General features: G+C 38.7%; 13 protein-coding genes. 12 read left to right on the top strand and 1 reads right to left on the bottom strand.

Translation table 11 applies throughout. From position 1 onward, the window contains the following. Positions 1–150 precede the first annotated feature (150 nt). The 12 genes from NST02_RS15440 to NST02_RS15385 all read left to right on the top strand — a co-directional run bounded on the left by NST02_RS15440 (position 151) and on the right by NST02_RS15385 (position 16,762). Positions 151–1,083 (top strand): aspartate carbamoyltransferase catalytic subunit, encoded by a 933-nt coding sequence (locus NST02_RS15440; protein WP_095313028.1) that lies wholly within the window; start codon positions 151–153, stop codon positions 1,081–1,083. Further along, complete coding sequence (locus tag NST02_RS15435) at positions 1,046–2,332, top strand: dihydroorotase (RefSeq protein ID WP_095313026.1); 1,287 nt, start codon at positions 1,046–1,048, stop codon at positions 2,330–2,332. Before NST02_RS15440 ends, NST02_RS15435 begins: the two co-directional genes overlap by 38 nt. Then, a complete protein-coding gene (locus NST02_RS15430) occupies positions 2,329–3,432 on the top strand; it encodes a carbamoyl phosphate synthase small subunit (RefSeq protein ID WP_095313024.1) in 1,104 nt (367 codons plus the stop codon). The genes NST02_RS15435 and NST02_RS15430 overlap by 4 nt, the downstream gene beginning before the upstream one ends. Continuing rightward, positions 3,411–6,623: a carbamoyl-phosphate synthase large subunit gene (gene carB, locus NST02_RS15425; RefSeq protein ID WP_340949248.1), complete on the top strand. Its 3,213-nt coding sequence runs from the start codon at positions 3,411–3,413 to the stop codon at positions 6,621–6,623. The genes NST02_RS15430 and carB overlap by 22 nt, the downstream gene beginning before the upstream one ends. Beyond that, complete coding sequence (locus NST02_RS15420) at positions 6,620–7,396, top strand: dihydroorotate dehydrogenase electron transfer subunit (protein WP_235879389.1); 777 nt, start codon at positions 6,620–6,622, stop codon at positions 7,394–7,396. The genes carB and NST02_RS15420 overlap by 4 nt, the downstream gene beginning before the upstream one ends. After that, positions 7,393–8,304, top strand: a complete 912-nt coding sequence (locus tag NST02_RS15415) for a dihydroorotate dehydrogenase (protein WP_095313018.1) — start codon at positions 7,393–7,395, stop codon at positions 8,302–8,304. Before NST02_RS15420 ends, NST02_RS15415 begins: the two co-directional genes overlap by 4 nt. Before the next feature lies 1 nt (position 8,305). Beyond that, a complete protein-coding gene (gene pyrF, locus NST02_RS15410; RefSeq protein WP_137742807.1) occupies positions 8,306–9,022 on the top strand; it encodes an orotidine-5'-phosphate decarboxylase in 717 nt (238 codons plus the stop codon). After that, positions 9,019–9,651 (top strand): orotate phosphoribosyltransferase, encoded by a 633-nt coding sequence (gene pyrE, locus NST02_RS15405; RefSeq protein WP_095313014.1) that lies wholly within the window; start codon positions 9,019–9,021, stop codon positions 9,649–9,651. The genes pyrF and pyrE overlap by 4 nt, the downstream gene beginning before the upstream one ends. 537 nt (positions 9,652–10,188) lie before the next feature. Beyond that, positions 10,189–11,103, top strand: coding sequence for a response regulator (locus NST02_RS15400; RefSeq protein ID WP_095313012.1), 915 nt, complete (start codon positions 10,189–10,191; stop codon positions 11,101–11,103). Beyond that, positions 11,094–12,137: a HEAT repeat domain-containing protein gene (locus tag NST02_RS15395; protein WP_142946957.1), complete on the top strand. Its 1,044-nt coding sequence runs from the start codon at positions 11,094–11,096 to the stop codon at positions 12,135–12,137. The genes NST02_RS15400 and NST02_RS15395 overlap by 10 nt, the downstream gene beginning before the upstream one ends. 3 nt (positions 12,138–12,140) lie before the next feature. Further along, entirely contained in the window at positions 12,141–13,565 is a 1,425-nt protein-coding gene (locus tag NST02_RS15390) for a glycosyltransferase family 2 protein (RefSeq protein WP_340949246.1), read from the top strand. Positions 13,566–13,567: 2 nt separating this feature from the next. Continuing rightward, positions 13,568–16,762, top strand: a complete 3,195-nt coding sequence (locus NST02_RS15385; RefSeq protein WP_137742810.1) for a hypothetical protein — start codon at positions 13,568–13,570, stop codon at positions 16,760–16,762. A gap of 72 nt (positions 16,763–16,834) precedes the next feature. Here the strand turns inward: NST02_RS15385 and NST02_RS15380 are convergent, their stop codons facing one another. After that, on the bottom strand, positions 16,835–17,956 hold the full coding sequence (locus tag NST02_RS15380; RefSeq protein ID WP_095313005.1) for a response regulator: 1,122 nt from the start codon (positions 17,954–17,956) through the stop codon (positions 16,835–16,837). Between the last annotated feature and the right edge of the window lie 83 nt (positions 17,957–18,039).

Below are 18,039 nucleotides of genomic sequence, written 5' to 3'. Positions count from 1 at the left end.
AGGGTGTTTTTTTTTTACTAAATGGCTTTGTTAAAAATGATTTTTGTCTTTAATTCGTGTGAAGTGGTGATTTCATGGAATTGGAGAGGCAATGAATCAAAAATCAAGATCGACATATAACAAAGTTTATAAAAAAGGAGGTTCTTTTAATTGAAGCATTTATTAACAACGAACACCTTATCACTAGAAGAAGTGAGAACGATTTTAGAGGATGCACAAGCATTTTCTGAGGGAGCTGTTTGGAAGCCGGAGAAGCAAACTTTTGTTGCCAATCTATTTTTTGAGCCGAGTACGAGAACGAAGTGCAGCTTTGAAGTCGCTGAGAGAAAACTAGGATTAGAAGTTGTCCCGTTTGAAGTAAATGCATCGAGCGTATTAAAGGGAGAAACTCTTTATGACACAATTAGAACCTTACAATCAGTAGGAGTAGAGGCGGTAGTCATCCGCCATAGTATAGATAGTTATTTTGCAGAATTGGAAGAGCAAATTCAAATTCCGATTTTAAATGCTGGAGACGGCTGCGGCCATCATCCAACTCAATCATTGCTAGACCTGCTAACAATCCAACAGGAGTTTGGCCGTTTCTACGGTTTAAAGGTGGCCATTATCGGGGACATCCGCCATAGTCGAGTTGCTCGTTCCAATGCCAATGTTTTAAAGCGCTTAGGGGCAGAGATTGTCTTTTCTGGACCAAAAGAATGGTTTGATGACAGCTTATTGGAGCATGGCCGATACGAGGAGATTGAGCAGGCTATTGTAACTTCTGATGTCGTTATGCTGTTGCGGATTCAGCATGAAAGACATGAGCAGGAGGGGCAAGAGGGGAAGGCGGTGTATCATCAAAAATTCGGTCTCACACTTGAAAGGGAACAAAGAATGAAAGCCGGTAGCATTATCATGCATCCCGCACCGGTTAATCGAGATGTGGAAATTGCGGGCTCGCTCGTTGAGTGTGAACGCTCAAGAATTTTTAAACAAATGGAAAATGGTGTGTATGTACGGATGGCCGTATTAAAACGAGCATTACAACAAGGGGGAAAAGCAAATGTCAATGATCATCAAAAATGGTCTGTTGCTTACTAAAGATGGGGAATTACAAAACAGAGATATATTCATCGAAAATGGGATTATTAAAGAAATCGGAGCATCTCTTTCAACAGAAGCGGATGAACTCATTGACGCTGAAGGACTTCTTGTTGCACCAGGGTTCATTGATTTACATGTGCACCTTCGTGAGCCAGGTGGAGAAAAGAAGGAAACGATTGAAACAGGTACATTAGCGGCAGCTAAAGGTGGCTTTACAACGGTGGCACCAATGCCCAATACGCGACCGGTTCCAGATTCAAAGGAACAATTACAATGGCTGAACAAACGAATTGAAGAAACAGCGGCGGTAAGAGTGCTTCCTTATGCTTCTATAACCATTCGTGAGCTTGGACAGGAGCTGACTAACTTTGCAGAATTGAAAGAGGCAGGAGCTTTTGCCTTTACGGATGATGGCGTCGGGGTACAAAGCGCTGCCATGATGCTAGAGGCGATGAAAAGAGCGGCGGCATTAAATATGCCGATAGTGGCCCATTGTGAAGAAAATACGCTCATTAACAAAGGGGCTGTTCACGAAGGAACTTTTTCAAAAGAACATGGCATTAATGGAATCCCTTCTGTGTGCGAATCTGTACATATTGCCCGTGATGTACTGTTAGCAGAAGCTGCCGGTTGTCATTACCATGTTTGTCATATAAGTACGAAGGAATCGGTGAGAGTTGTACGTGATGCGAAACGGGCTGGTATTAAGGTAACAGCAGAAGTTACACCTCATCATCTATTATTGTGCGAGGATGATATCCCTGGATTAGACCCGAATTACAAGATGAATCCGCCACTTAGAAGCAAAGCGGATCGAGAAGCATTAATTGCAGGTCTACTCGATGGAACGATTGACTTTATTGCAACAGATCATGCTCCCCACACAGCAGAGGAAAAGGGAGAAGGAATGGCGTTGGCCCCATTTGGAATTGTGGGATTAGAAACAGCATTTCCGCTTCTGTATACCTATTTAGTAAAAGAAGGAATTATTACCTTAAAGGAATTGATTGATTATTTAACGGTAAAACCTGCTGAAACTTTTGCATTGCCATTCGGAAGGCTTGAAGTGGGCAAGGCAGCGGATATTACATTAATCGATTTAGAGTATCAGGATAAGGTAACACCAGAAAAATTTCTATCAAAAGGAAGAAATACTCCGTTTACAGGTTGGGAGTGTGCAGGTTGGCCCCAGTTGACAATCGTCGGTGGAAAAATTGCTTACATCAGGGAGAGTGTAGAGGAATGAAAAGGCAATTAATTCTAGAAGATGGTAGCGTCTTTATTGGAGACGGATTTGGCAGCGACAAAAGGACACTTGGAGAAGTTGTATTTAATACAGGAATGACAGGCTATCAGGAAATTTTATCTGACCCATCCTATTGTGGACAGATTGTTACCTTAACGTATCCTCTCATTGGAAATTACGGCATCAATAGAGACGATTTTGAGTCGATAACGCCAGCGATTTCAGGATTTATTGTGAAGGAAGTAGCGGATTTTCCGTCCAATTTTCGCAGTGAAATTTCATTGAATGATTATTTTCTAAGTAAAAATATCCCGGGAATTGCTGGAATTGATACAAGAAAATTAACAAGAATCATTCGGCAGCACGGAACATTAAAAGGAGCCATTTGTCATATTGAAGAAAACGTACAGTCGGTTCTACAACAGTTAAGAGCAACGCCATTAAGAGTCGACCAAGTGAAGCAAGTTTCTACAAAAACAGCTTATCCAAGTCCTGGAAGAGGGAAAAGAGTCGTTTTGGTTGATTATGGGATGAAGCACGGGATTTTACGAGAATTAAACAAGCGAAATTGTGATGTACTCGTCGTGCCCTACAATGTGACAGCAGAAGAAGTACTCGCTTTGAACCCAGATGGAATCATGCTTTCAAACGGTCCTGGGGATCCAAAGGATGTCCCGGAGGCAATCGAAATGATTAAAGAAATGTTAGGAAAAGTACCGATGTTCGGGATTTGCTTAGGACATCAGCTCTTTGCTTTAGCATGTGGTGCCAATACAGAAAAAATGAAGTTTGGCCATCGAGGTTCCAATCATCCAGTAAAGGACTTACGAACTGGGAAAGTGGCGATCACGTCTCAAAATCATGGCTATACGGTAGAAGAGAAATCGATTGTAAATACTCGTTTAGAAGTTACACATATCGCACTTAATGATGGAACGATTGAAGGTTTACAGCATAAAGATGTACCGGCCTTTACCGTGCAATATCACCCTGAAGCTTCACCAGGTCCAGAGGATGCCAATTATTTATTTGACCAATTTATGAGTTTAATAGAATCTGAGGAAAGTGGTGTAAACAAATGCCAAAGCGTACAGATATAAACAGTATATTAGTCATCGGATCAGGGCCGATTGTTATCGGTCAAGCAGCGGAATTTGATTACGCAGGGACACAAGCATGTATCGCCTTAAAGGAAGAGGGATATAAGGTTATACTCGTTAACTCCAATCCGGCAACGATTATGACGGATACTGAAATGGCAGATGTGGTTTATATTGAGCCACTTACACTTGAATTCGTAAGTCGTATTATTCGCAAAGAACGTCCAGATGCAATCGTACCAACATTAGGAGGGCAAACTGGCCTGAACTTAGCAGTTGAATTGGCTAAATCGGGGGTCCTTGAAGAATGTGGGGTTGAAATATTAGGGACAAAATTATCAGCAATCGAACAAGCGGAAGACAGGGATCTTTTCAGAACATTAATGAATGATTTAGGCGAGCCTGTCCCTGAGAGTGAAATTATCCACAATTTAGAAGAAGCATTTCAATTTGTGAAAATGGTTGATTATCCGGTCATTGTCCGTCCTGCTTTTACATTAGGCGGTACTGGTGGCGGAATTTGCCATAACGAAGCAGAGCTGGCTGAAACTGTACAAAGTGGTTTGAAATATAGCCCTGTCACCCAGTGTTTATTAGAAAAAAGCATTGCTGGTTATAAGGAAATAGAATACGAGGTAATGAGAGATGCAAATGACAATGCGATTGTCGTATGTAATATGGAGAATATTGACCCAGTCGGTGTTCACACTGGGGATTCTATTGTTGTTGCGCCTAGCCAAACGCTTAGTGACAGAGAATATCAGCTTCTTCGTAACACATCGTTAAAAATTATCCGTGCTCTAGGAATTGAAGGGGGCTGTAATGTCCAGCTAGCACTTGATCCATATAGCTTTCAATATTACATCATTGAAGTAAACCCAAGGGTCAGTCGTTCTTCTGCATTAGCATCAAAAGCAACGGGTTACCCAATCGCTAAGCTTGCGGCAAAAATTGCGGTTGGCTTGACTTTGGATGAGATGTTGAACCCGATTACAGGAAAAACATATGCAAGCTTTGAGCCTGCACTTGATTACATCGTTACGAAAATTCCACGCTGGCCGTTCGATAAATTTGATTCAGCTAAGCGAAGTTTAGGTACGCAAATGAAAGCGACAGGAGAAGTGATGGCTGTCGGGCGTACATTTGAAGAATCCTTGTTAAAAGCGATTCGCTCATTAGAGGCAGGGGTTTACCATTTAGCCTTAAACGATGCGGATGAAATTAACAACGAATTGTTGGAAAAACGAATCCGAAAAGCTGGAGACGAAAGACTGTTTTATATCGGAGAAGCATTAAGAAGAGGATACAGCATTGAAACGATTCATGATTGGAGTCAAATTGACCTCTTTTTCCTTCATAAAATGGAAAAAATCATCAAGTTCGAACAAAAAATTAGCGACAAGCATTTTGATTTAGAAGTTGGGAAAAAAGCGAAAGAAATGGGCTTTTCAGATATTGCACTCGCAGAAATTTGGAATTGTAGTGAGCTTGAAATTTATGAATGGCGTAAAGAACAAGGTATTTTACCAGTATATAAAATGGTAGACACATGTGCAGCTGAGTTTGAATCTGAAACACCATACTATTATGGTTCATATGAGGATGAAAATGAGTCGATTGTAACGGAAAAGAAAAGTGTCGTTGTGTTAGGCTCAGGTCCAATCCGAATTGGTCAAGGGATTGAGTTTGATTACTCAACCGTTCATGCCGTATGGGCGATTAAGGAAGCAGGCTATGAGGCTATCATTATTAACAATAATCCAGAAACCGTTTCAACCGATTTCAGTATTTCAGATAAGCTTTACTTCGAACCGTTGACGATCGAGGATGTGATGCATATCATCGATTTAGAAAAGCCAGAAGGAGTGGTCGTTCAGTTTGGAGGACAAACGGCGATTAATCTTGCCTCTAAGCTTGTCGAGCGTGGCGTGAAAATTCTCGGAACATCTCTTGAGAATATTGATGGAGCAGAGGATCGTGATAAGTTTGAACATGCACTTTCCCGCTTAAATATTCCGCAACCAAAAGGGAAAACGGCTTTATCTGCCGAAGAAGCAGTGAAAATTGCTGCTAGCATCGGCTATCCAGTGTTAGTTCGACCTTCTTATGTCCTTGGAGGACGGGCGATGGAAATCGTCTATCATGAGGAAGAACTTTTACACTATATGAAAAATGCTGTCAAAATCAATCCGGAGCACCCTGTTCTCATTGACCGCTATTTAACGGGAAAAGAAATTGAGATTGATGCCATTTGTGATGGAGAAACGGTTTTGATTCCAGGAATTATGGAGCATATTGAAAGAGCTGGAGTTCACTCAGGAGATTCGATTGCCGTTTATCCACCACAAAACTTAACGCAAGAAATTAAAAAAACACTAGTTGACTATACGAAAAAATTAGCAAAAGGTTTAGGAATTATTGGGCTTTTGAATATTCAGTACGTAATCTCAAAAGGGGAAGTATTCGTTATTGAAGTCAATCCTCGTTCAAGCCGAACCGTTCCGTTTTTAAGTAAAATTACGAAGGTACCTATGGCAAACATTGCAACCAAAGTAATTCTTGGTCAAACTTTAAAAGAACAAGGTTATGAATCAGGACTTGTACCAGCGCAATCAGGCGTATATGTGAAAGTACCTGTATTCTCTTTTGCCAAGCTGAGAAGAGTTGATATCACATTAGGGCCAGAAATGAAATCAACTGGGGAGGTTATGGGCAAAGATATTACCCTTGAAAAAGCATTGTATAAAGGTCTAGTCGCATCAGGGATGAAAATTCAATCGCACGGTAATGTCCTGATGACGGTGGCGGACAAAGATAAAGAAGAATCGCTTCAAATTGCCAGAAGATTTGCTTCCATCGGCTTTCAATTAATGGCGACGAGTGGCACGGCTGAATTTTTGCAAACGGCAGGAATTGAAGTGAAAGTAGTTGATAAAATTGGCACAAATGGTCCAGATCTACTGGATGTCATTCGCAATGGCAATGCGCAATTGGTGATTAACACCTTAACGAAAGGAAAACAGCCGGCTCGTGATGGCTTTAGAATCCGTCGAGAGACCGTTGAAAATGGGATTCCGTGCTTCACGTCACTCGATACGGCAGAGGCGATGCTTCGCGTCCTTGAATCGATGACTTTCGCGGCAGAACCAATGGGGCAACAAACGAAAGCACGAGAGGCGGTTTTACTGTGATAGTTAATGAGCATTGTTCCATCGTTTCACAGAGAGAAATAGCTGAAAACATTTATGAGCTCATCCTTCATGGTGAGCTCACCTCTAAAATGAATGAGCCAGGTCAATTTGTTCATGTAAAGGTGGCATCAGGTTATGCCCCATTGCTTCGTAGACCGCTCAGTATCGCACACGTCAACAAGGAAAATCAGGAATTTACATTGATTTACCGAAAAGATGGCCGAGGAACTGCCATTTTGTCTTCAAAAAAGACCTCTGAAACAGTCGATATTCTTGGCCCATTGGGACATGGATTTCCAATTGAGGAAACGAAGGCGGGAGAGACGGCTGTACTTGTCGGAGGGGGGATTGGAGTACCTCCATTATACGAGCTATCCAAGCAGCTTGTGAAAAAAGGGGTAAATGTCAAACATGTCCTTGGTTTTCAAAACCATGCAGCGGTGTTCTATGAAGATAAATTTAAAAGTTTTGGATCAACCTATGTAACGACCGTCGATGGTTCTCACGGTACAAAAGGCTTTGTAACGGATGTCATGAATGAGTTAAGCTTTGATACCATTTATTCTTGCGGACCAACGGCCATGTTAAAGGCAGTAGAAGCCGGGTATGCAACACATAAAAAAGTGTATGTATCCTTAGAGGAAAGAATGGGTTGTGGAATTGGAGCCTGTTTTGCTTGCGTATGCCATACCGCTGACGACCCGTTCGGATTTTCCTATAAAAAGGTATGTACGGATGGACCTGTGTTTAAAGCTGGGGAGGTCGTGCTATGAATCGATTAGAAACCCAGTTACCAGGCTTAAACTTAAAAAATCCGGTCATGCCTGCTTCCGGATGCTTTGGTTTTGGGAGAGAATTTGGTGGTTTATATAATTTAAACGATTTAGGCGCGATTATGATTAAAGCCACGACAGTTGAACCACGCTTTGGCAACCCAACACCTCGGGTTGCTGAAACAGCAGCAGGAATGTTAAATGCGATTGGTTTGCAAAATCCAGGCATTGATGGAGTCATGAATAATGAGCTGCCATGGCTAGAACAGTTTGATGTCCCCATTATCGCCAATGTTGCAGGATCTACTGAAGAAGATTATGTGGAAGTTGCTAAGCGAATTTCCACTGCAGCAAATGTTCAAGCCCTTGAATTAAATATCTCCTGTCCGAATGTGAAAACAGGTGGTATTGCCTTTGGTACGATTCCGGAAGTAGCCAAAAGTTTAACAAAAAAAGTAAAAGAAGTATCGGTGGTTCCGGTATATGTAAAGCTTTCTCCCAATGTTACCAATATTGTCGAGATGGCAAAAGCAGTGGAAGACGGTGGGGCTGACGGACTCACGATGATTAACACACTCCTCGGTATGAGGCTTGATTTGAAAACCGCTAAACCGATTTTAGCGAATAAAACGGGTGGATTATCAGGCCCAGCGATTAAACCTGTTGCAATCCGTATGATTCACGATGTAAGCCAACAAGTGAACATTCCGATCATTGGAATGGGTGGCATTGAATCAGCGGAGGATGTCATTGAATTTTTCTATGCAGGGGCAAGTGCTATTGCTGTCGGAACTGCTAACTTTGTCGACCCTTTCGTTTGTCCAAAAATCATTAAAGACTTACCAGAATTACTCGATCAACTTGGATTTGACCATATTTCTGAATGTACGGGAAGGAGCTGGAATTAATTTGAACCATCCACTGATCGTTGCCCTTGATTTTTCAAATAAGAATGAGGTATTCCAATTTATAGATCAATTTCGAGATGAAAGGCTCTTTGTAAAGGTTGGTATGGAGCTTTTTTATCAGGAAGGTCCTCAAATTATTCAAGAAATAAAGGATAAAGAGCATCAAATTTTTCTCGATTTGAAATTGCATGATATCCCCAACACGGTATACAGTGCGATGAAAGGCTTAGCGAAGTTAGGCTGTGACCTTGTCAATGTTCATGCGGCAGGGGGAAAAGACATGATGATGGCTGCACTTGAAGGACTTGAAGCTGGAACAAAGGCTGGAGAGGTAAGACCCTCCTGTATCGCTGTGACCCAATTGACAAGTACTTCCGAACAGCAAATGAGAAGTGAACAACTGATCGAAGCAACTCTTCAGGAATCGGTTCTCCATTATTCTTTAATTGCACAGGAAGCGGGAATTGATGGGGTTGTTTGTTCATCCCATGAAGTAAAAATAATTCACCACCATTTAGGAAAAGAGTTTCTAACGGTGACACCTGGAATCCGCTTAAACTCCGATCTTGTTCAGGATCAAAAAAGAGTAGCGACACCAGATGAAGCAAGAGAAGCCGGTGTATCGGCAATCGTAGTTGGACGTGGTATTACAAAAGCAGAAAATCCGTACGCAAGCTATCAAGCATATAAACAGGCATGGGAGGGTGTGCGCATATGAAGAATGTCATCGCTGCGAGATTATTAGAAATAGGGGCAGTAGCTTTGAGGCCGGACGAACCGTTCACTTGGTCGTCCGGATTACGGTCACCGATTTACTGTGACAACCGCTTAACGCTTTCTTACCCGCATATTCGTAAGGAAATTGCGAATGGTTTAAAGGACTTGATAGTAGAAAAATTCCCAGATGCTGAGCTTATAGCGGGAACGGCTACTGCTGGAATACCGCATGCAGCTTGGGTAAGTGATCTGCTTGATTTACCGATGTGCTATGTCCGTTCAAAAGCAAAGGGGCATGGTAAGGGGAAGCAAATAGAAGGAAAAGCGTTGAAAGGGCAAAAAGTAGTGGTTGTAGAAGACCTCATTTCTACTGGAGGTAGTGTCATAACAGCAGTTGCTGCATTAAGGGAAGCCGGTTGTGAAGTGTTGGGGGCTGTTTCCATTTTTACCTATGAATTAGAGAAAGGCAGAGAAAAACTTGTCGATGCGGGAGTCAATGCTTATTCACTGTCTGATTTTTCTAGTTTAATTGAAGTAGCAGAGGCAAAAGGCTATATTCAAGAAAAAGATTTAAAGAATTTAACAGAGTGGAAAAAGGAACCTTCTGAGTGGGAGAAGCTTGTCAATTAAAAAAGGCTGGTCAAGAATGTATTAAGTTATTTTTTCAGATAGAACCTGAACCATTGTTGGTTCAGGGTGATACCAATTTTTTCATGTTTTTATTTGTATAAGGGCGTTCTTAAAGGGAATGTCCCTTTTTTTGACTTTTGAAAACAAAAAAGCAGTTAGAGTGATATGAAAAGGCAAAGATTAGATCTGGACTTATTAGTAAGTAATAGCTATATTTAATGTTAATACAGTCTAAAAAGGTGATGACTGCCTCACTGGTCATCAAGTTAAATGCACAGACCTTAAACTTATTTAGGTTTGTGTCTTTTTTTCGTTTTGTTTGCTTTCTCCTATTTTTGTTGCTCCTCATGCAATGAAAAACGTAATATTCATTCATAAATGATAAATTTAAGAGTTTGTTAAGAGTTTTCTGCTAAAAATAGGTTGATGAGGTTGGGCAGTAAGAGAGTATTTCAAAAGAAACAATAATTAGCTTTTTTGAAAATAAAGGCATGAATAAAAGAAACCAGTCAAACATTATTCATTGGAGTGATAAGCATGAGTATTTCGACGAGAGATGAAATTGAATTCACTCAGGAAGAATTCTTATTGAACAAAAAACAAATGAAGGTCTTCTTTAATGTTTTAAAAGCAGGGGTTGTACGCTCAAGAATTCCCATTACAGGAGTGTTTTTAACCGTTTGTAGAGATAAGGACTTTACTGCAGAAGATGTAGAACAATTAGAAACGGAGTTGTCTCAGTTTCTATTAAAAAACATTCGCCAAACGGACTTAGTGTCAAAATTAAATCGTGAATTAACTTGGTTTTTAATCCTTTCAGAAAGTGGGGAGGAGGAAGCTGAAGCTTTCCTCAAAAGAATATACTCTCTTCTTCAAACAAAAGAGCATTTTCAAATGAACTCTCTTGGAATGACTGCAAGTATAGCTGAAGTCAATAATCAAGATGTTTCTTTCGAAGAATTATTACAACAAGGACAAGAAAGGTTAGAGGAGTCGGTGAAAAATCGACCTTGGGGAATTGAAAGAATTACTTCTTTTAAGAAAAAGGATTTGGAAATAATAAGAATCAGTGTGTTAGACGAGGATGATTTGTTTCGCTCTATTCTCATAACCTCAATCGAAAACATTTCAGTTAACCCTTTTCAACTAGAGATAAAAGGATTTCAAGATGGTTATGACTTTCTAAACTCAGAATGGTTCCGCTCAGCGCATACCCATATTATTATCATGAATGATATATTGCCGAGAAAAAACGGACTTGAGGTTTTGCATACAATAAGAAAATTACCGAATAATAAAAAATTTATCATCTATATGATGACCAAAAGGAAATCTGAGGAAGAGATGATTTTCGCTTATAAGCAAGGGGTTGATGAATATTTAATGAAACCCTTTAATTTAAGACTGTTTGAAGGAAAGTTAAGAAGAACGATAGAAAGGTTATGGCTATGATTGAACTTTCAATTCGCATATTACTGACAATCACTGTTCTAATGTTTGCTCTCCTACTTGTAGTCATCGCATATTTAATGTTAAAAAGGGGATTGGAAGTTTCTAGAAATAAAAAAAAGATGAAGTACATTGAGACAAAACAGAAGGAATGGTATTCGTATTTAATTGAAGATAGAGAGCCTAGCTCCACACTAATCCCTAATAATGAGAGTGAAGTAAAAGCTGTGGAAGAAATATTTTCTTCATATTTATATAATATTTCCGATTCTGAAATCTTAGCAAAAATTAAACTTTTTTCTAATAACTATTTAAAGGAATATTATAGAAGTCGTATAAGAAGCCATAGATGGAGTACTAGAATGAATGCACTTTATCACATATTCGATTTTCAAATGGACGAACTGGTGGAAGAGTGTGAACAGCTTGAAATAAAGAAATTGACACTTCAAGAACAAGTACAATTATTAAAAATATACTCAATCTGCCATAAAGAGGTTTTTATAACAAAGCTTTTGCAGTGTCCTACCACACTTACAGAATATGAATATAAAAAGGTTCTATATAGGCTTGATCCAACAGTTTTAGAACAATTGATTGTGAGAATGGATGACTTGCCTTTGGAATGCCAATATTCTTTAATTGATATTTTGGGAGTAAAGAGGGAACCGCAATATTTATCTTTTTTGGAATCATGTCTTCACAATGATGATGCTGAAATTAGAATTCGTACACTAAAAGCAATTTTTGAAATTGGCATTATCACAGACTTAGATAAATATTTGCCTTTTATTACTTCTCAAATATGGGAAGAACGGCTAATGATGGCCAAATTATTGGGTGCTTTGCCAATATCGATTACTTCATCTTATTTGCAAGAATTACTCGAAGATGAAAATTGGTGGGTCCGAACACAAGCGGCAAAATCCATTGGGCGTAACAAGGATGGAAAGATAGTTCTGCAAAGCTATATAAATAGTTCTAATGATCGATATGCAATTGAAATGGCAAATCAAGTGCTTGGAAAGGAAAGTTAGGAAATGAGTTTTTTTAAGATTTGGGAATTTGTGATGCTTTTTTTCGGGGGCTTAATTCTTGTTTATATGCTGGTAGTGGTCATCTCCTACGGCATCATGCTCCTATTTGCGTTTTTTCAGCTAAGACGTCAGTACAAGTTGGAGAAGCAGGATATAGATGAAGGCTATATCGATTTGTTTTTTTCGAAACCTATTTCCATCATTGTCCCTGCGTTTAATGAGGAAGTAGGGATAATAAATAGTATTCACTCTTTGTTGAGTCTCCGCTATCCTCAAACTGAACTCATCATAGTCAATGACGGTTCAACAGATGGTACTCAGCAAAAGGTAATAAAAGAATTTAAGATGGTCAAAGTTGATAAAATTATTCGTGAGCAAATCCCAACAAAACCGATTAAAAATATTTATCATTCGGAAATCTTTCCCCACCTCTGGTTAGTAGAAAAAGAGAATGGGGGCAAAGCTGATGCATTAAATGTCGGGATTAATTTTTCTAACTATCCTTATTTTTGTTCAGTAGATGGAGATTCCATCTTAGATGAAAAATCTCTATTAAGAGTGATGAAGCCTATTATTCTGGGAAATGGCGATGTGATTGGAGCTGGTGGCAATGTACGGATTGCCAACGGTACGCAAGTTCAAATGGGTACTGTTTTTCAAACGAAGTTGTCAAAAAATTATCTAGTTGTTATGCAAGTCGTCGAGTATATGCGAGCATTTTTAATGGGGAGAATGGCATTAAGTACATTTAATTTAATATTGATCATATCGGGAGCGTTTAGCGTCTTTTCAAAGAAACATGTGGTGGAAGTCGGAGGATATTCAAACCACATGATTGGAGAAGACATGGAATTGGTCGTTAAGCTTCACCGGTATCTAAAAGAAAATAAGATCAATAAGAGGATCGAGTTTGTTCCAGATCCGGTTTGCTGGACGGAAGCGCCGGAAAGCCTATCAGTGCTACGACAGCAGAGACGAAGATGGCATCAAGGTCTGATTGAAAGTATGACAAAGCATAGAAAGATGTCATTCAATTTTAAATATGGTCGAATTGGGTTGATTTCATTTCCACTTTTTTGGATCGTTGAATGCTTAGGACCTCTTATTGAACTGGGAGGCTATATATATGTGATTATCGCTTTTTTTATGGGGGACATCTATTACGAATTTTCGTTATTACTAATCCTTTTATTTGTCATATACGGAACAGTATTTTCTGTTGCTTCCATTTTGCTAGAGGCATGGGCTATGAACACTTACCCAAAAATAAGGGAGGTCTTTGTGCTAATGCTCATGTCACTAACAGAAATTTTTTGGTATAGACCACTCACGCTTATTTGGAGATGTGAGGGATTTATACAGGTTTTATTGAAAAGAAAAGACTGGGGCAGTATGAACCGGGTTGGCCTCTCGAAGAAAGGGATATAAGCATGAGAAAGTTTCTTATTACCGTTTTTTGTTTTCTAGTAATCATGGTGTTGCCGATTTTTTTATGGTTTCTAGAGGATGATAAACAGTTGTCGATTGCAGTGATTGATAAAACGGTTCCAAATGAAACATATCGTGAGCATAAAGGAATTATATGGTTGCTGAATCATTTAAAGTATTCAAAAAAAGACAAAAGTCCATATTCTCTTGTTAATGACTATTACGGTTTCATTCCAGATGATAAACAAAAGAGCTACAAAGTATCCAAACTTCCAAATGACTATTCGAACTATGATGTGATATATATAGCCGATACTTACGGAGTGTATGAGCAGGATCTTCCTTGGTATGAACAAGATCGAAGAGGAGCTCGTTCTGAAAAAATACATGGCGGTTTGACTGAAGAGGAGTGGGGTGCCATCGTAAATCGCTTAAGCCAAAATGAAAAAAGCCTATTGGTTGCCGAGTATAACACTTTCGCTTCCCCAACAAATGAAGAAGTTAGGAAGAAAGTTGCAGACTTTCTAGGCTTGAATTGGTCCGGTTGGACTGGACGATATTTTCAAGAGCTAAACCCCGCAAAGAACAAGGAGATCCCGCAATGGATAGTAGACGAATTTGGGGATTCATGGAGATATGAAGGAGAAGGCTTTATATTAGTTAACGATATCAATTATCAGGTTGTGGTATTGGAAAACAATAAACATTTAAAGGATAAGGGGATTTCTATCCGTTTCACAGATCAGGGCTCTAAACAATTTGGATTAACAAAAAGCCCAAATTATGAATATTGGTTTGATATCGTAACAGCCAAGTCTGGATCGGAAGTACTAGCGGAATATGAGTGGAGCCTTACTGAAGCAGGGATGGAACTTCTGAATGAAAATGAAATCCCAACGGAATTCGCTGCAGTATTAAAGAATGGATACGGTTCAGCAACAACATATTATTTTGCCGGTGATTATAATGATATTGAGCATGTACCCTCTTTTTATCAAATGAAAGGATTACAAGGAGCATACAGTGTTTTAAATACGTTTTCTGATGCAGCATTTTATTGGAAAACTTATGTACCAATGATGACAAGTATTCTTGAAAGTTTTGAGAGTAATAGAAAAAAAGATAATAGTGTTGTTGATATTGATACAGATAAATTGAATTATGGCGCTCGTATCGAAAATAATTCCTTTGAAATACTTAAGGATAATGAATGGGTTCGTATGAGAATTAAGGGAGTAAATTTAGGGATGGGGAAACCTGGATATTTCCCTGGAGAGGCTGCTATTACAGAAGAGGAATATTACCGCTGGTTTGAGCAAATTGGCGAAATGAATGCAAATGCCATAAGGGTGTATACCCTTCATCCACCAGGTTTCTATGATGCATTAAAGCGGTATAATGAGTCTCACGAAGAGAAAATTTACGTATTCCACGGTGTATGGATGAATGAAGAAAAGATAGAGGAATCACTCGATGTTTTTGATAAGGATATTCTTCAAGAATTCCAACATGAGATGAAGAAAATTGTTGACGTTGTCCATGGAAATAACAACGTACAGCCTGAAGCAGGGCACGCTTCAGGGATATACCGCTCAGATATTTCAGAATATGTTATCGGGTGGGTTATTGGGATTGAGTGGTACCCGTATATGGTTTTAAATATGAATGAAGAATACACCTCAATTGGTGACTTTAATGGACAATATTTTGAGACCAAGGATGCAAAGCCTTTCGAACATTGGCTTGCGAAACAATTGGAATTTCTTGTTGATTATGAGATTAAGCACTATCAAGCGATAAGACCGGTAAGCTTTACAAACTGGGTGACAACAGATATTTTGGAGCATCCTGCAGAACCAAACGAACAAGAAGATTTAGTCGGGGTCAATCCGAATGTTATTTATACCAAAAATGAAATGAATTTGACGAAGCAATTTGCGTCATATCATATTTATCCGTATTATCCAGACTTTTTTAATTTTGAGGAGTCATATCAAACCTATGTCGATCATCGTGGTGAATTTAATAGCTATGCTGCATATTTATCTGAACTGCATGATGCCCATCGAATTCCTATTTTAGTTGCAGAATTTGGTGTTCCGAGTTCAAGAGGATTAACCCATGAAAATCCCTTTGGCTGGAATCAGGGATTTTTATCTGAGAAAGAACAGGGTGAAATTACAAGCCATTTATATGAAGACATTGTCGCTGAGGAACTTTTAGGAGGACTTGTATTTACTTGGCAGGATGAATGGTTTAAAAGAACGTGGAACACGATGGATTATGACAATCCTGATCGACGTCCATATTGGTCGAATGCCCAAACAAACGAACAACAATTTGGTTTGTTAAGTTTTGATACACATAAAATTCAAGTTGATGGAGTAACGGAAGATTGGAAAACGGCACCTATTTACGAAAAACAAGATGGACAATTAAAAGCAATGTATGTTGATCACGATGAACGATATTTATATATTCGTTTGGATATAAATAAAGTAGGGAGCGGGCATCCAGTAATTTTATTAGATGTCGTACCAAATCAGGGAAATCATCATATTGCTCAGTTCAGCAGCCTTTCCTTTAAAAATGGCATTGATTTCTACATTAATTTGGATGAGCATGAATCGAGTATCCGAGTGGATCAATACTATGATTTTTTCCGTTATTTCTATAGCAAGCATTTAAATCTCATCGATGCAAAAGCAGCACAATCAGAGAAAAATACTGGGTTTTTTTCTCCTATTCACTACGCCTTAAATAGAGAATTGTATTTGCCTCAGCAAAAGAAGACCTTACCTTTTGCGTCTTATGAAACAGGCAAATTAAGACAAGGAAACGGGAATCCAGAAGCAGAGGATTACGACTCTTTAGCAGATTATTACATTAGTGAAAACGGTGTGGTAGAAATGAGAATTCCATGGTTATTACTTCAAGCGAAGGACCCTAGTCAGAAGGAATTTATTGGAGATTTATATGCCGATGGGGTGTCGGCTAGTAAGTTTATCAAGGAAATCTTTGCAGGAGTGATGATGGTCGATAAGGAGGGAAGAGTCACAGATGCTTTCCCTTCAGTTGAAGGACAACAGTTAGGAGAAATGAAAGGTTATAGTTGGGAAAATTGGGATATGCCCAATTATAAAGAAAGATTAAAGCAATCTTACTATATTGTGAAGGAAGTATTTGAAAAACATTAATTTCCGGTATTAGAAAGAAATAGAATGAACGAACTCGTTAACTTAGGACGTTCCAAATTTGGAACCTCCATTTTAAAGATTTATAAGTGATTTATATAAAAGAGAAAGCGTTTCATTAGGCTCTATTCCTAATTCATCGTTTAATAACTTGCGATAGTTTTGATAGATCCTGATTGCTTCTGCGCGATTCCCCATTGAGATAAGCAATTCCATCGTTTGATTGACAATCTCATCTGAATATGGATTTAGTTTTAAATAGAGCTGGAGGTATGAGAGCGCTTCGATCGTGTCTGCTGTTTTAAAATAATCGATCGTTTTTGTTAATAAAGAAGTCATGAGTCTATGGTATTCTACTGTTTTTTCATTTGCCCATTCATAGCCGTTCATTTCGAGATAACCACCTGTATAAAGTTGGATGGCTTCTTTAATGTTATTAATATTTGTGCTGTCGACTTTATTATATTTTGAGGCAATTTGGTGAAAATAGAAAGCATCACAGTCAAAGTTATCAATGCAAAGAGAATAACATTGATCAGAGAATAAAATGCCATTTTGATAGCCTAACTGGGTTAACATTTTGCGCAGATGAGATACACAGGTGTGAAGATTGATCTTTGCTTTCTTGAATTCCTGCTCAGGCCATAAATTTTCAATTAATAGATCTCGATGGATGTACGAATTAATATGAGTAAATAAATACGCAAAAAGCTCCTTCACTTTACTCGTTTTAAAGTTCAGTGGTTGATTATTTTTAAAGACCTGAAATTCAAAGAAGCATTTTATCACTAATGGGCTCCTTTCATCTATTTCGCTAAACGAATTTTCAGAGATTTGCAACCTTTCCATAACCCTGGAAATTGTTTTTTTAAGCCGGTTTGGTGATACGGGTTTTAACAAGTAGTCAATTGAATCTAAATCAAATGCTTGAACCGCGTATTCAGAATGGGCGGTTATGAAAACGATATGAATATTTGGCTGAATCGATAAAATGATTTCAGCCAAATTCAAACCATTTAATATTCCCATTTCGATATCTAAAAATGCAACATCAACAGTCTCTTTTTTTAAATAAGACTGGAGTGTTTTATCGTCAGTAAATGTATTGACCACTTTTACTTCAGGAAAGTCTTTTAATAAGTTTTTTAAAGATATTAAGGCTAATTCTTCATCATCTACGAGAACAGCACGTATCATAGCTTAACTCCTCTTACCAAGCATTTTGTCATGGTAGTAAAATCATGTTATATAATGTTTTATCAACAATTCTATTTAACAAA

The organism is Robertmurraya sp. FSL W8-0741 (assembly GCF_038004005.1).
GTDB lineage: Bacteria > Bacillota > Bacilli > Bacillales > Cytobacillaceae > Robertmurraya > Robertmurraya siralis.
The sequence above is the reverse complement of the archived record's forward strand: the minus strand, read 5'-3'. Positions and strand labels throughout refer to the sequence as shown.

What these genes read in the sequence shown, in the direction of transcription:
- NST02_RS15385 (WP_137742810.1), top strand. Translation starts at nt 13,568, where the DNA reads ATGAGAAAGTTTCTTATTACCGTTTTTTGTTTTCTAGTAATCATGGTG.
- NST02_RS15380 (WP_095313005.1), bottom strand. Translation starts at nt 17,956, where the DNA reads ATGATACGTGCTGTTCTCGTAGATGATGAAGAATTAGCCTTAATATCT.
- carB (WP_340949248.1), top strand. Translation starts at nt 3,411, where the DNA reads ATGCCAAAGCGTACAGATATAAACAGTATATTAGTCATCGGATCAGGG.
- NST02_RS15415 (WP_095313018.1), top strand. Translation starts at nt 7,393, where the DNA reads ATGAATCGATTAGAAACCCAGTTACCAGGCTTAAACTTAAAAAATCCG.
- NST02_RS15435 (WP_095313026.1), top strand. Translation starts at nt 1,046, where the DNA reads ATGTCAATGATCATCAAAAATGGTCTGTTGCTTACTAAAGATGGGGAA.
- NST02_RS15400 (WP_095313012.1), top strand. Translation starts at nt 10,189, where the DNA reads ATGAGTATTTCGACGAGAGATGAAATTGAATTCACTCAGGAAGAATTC.
- pyrE (WP_095313014.1), top strand. Translation starts at nt 9,019, where the DNA reads ATGAAGAATGTCATCGCTGCGAGATTATTAGAAATAGGGGCAGTAGCT.
- NST02_RS15430 (WP_095313024.1), top strand. Translation starts at nt 2,329, where the DNA reads ATGAAAAGGCAATTAATTCTAGAAGATGGTAGCGTCTTTATTGGAGAC.
- NST02_RS15395 (WP_142946957.1), top strand. Translation starts at nt 11,094, where the DNA reads ATGGCTATGATTGAACTTTCAATTCGCATATTACTGACAATCACTGTT.
- NST02_RS15390 (WP_340949246.1), top strand. Translation starts at nt 12,141, where the DNA reads ATGAGTTTTTTTAAGATTTGGGAATTTGTGATGCTTTTTTTCGGGGGC.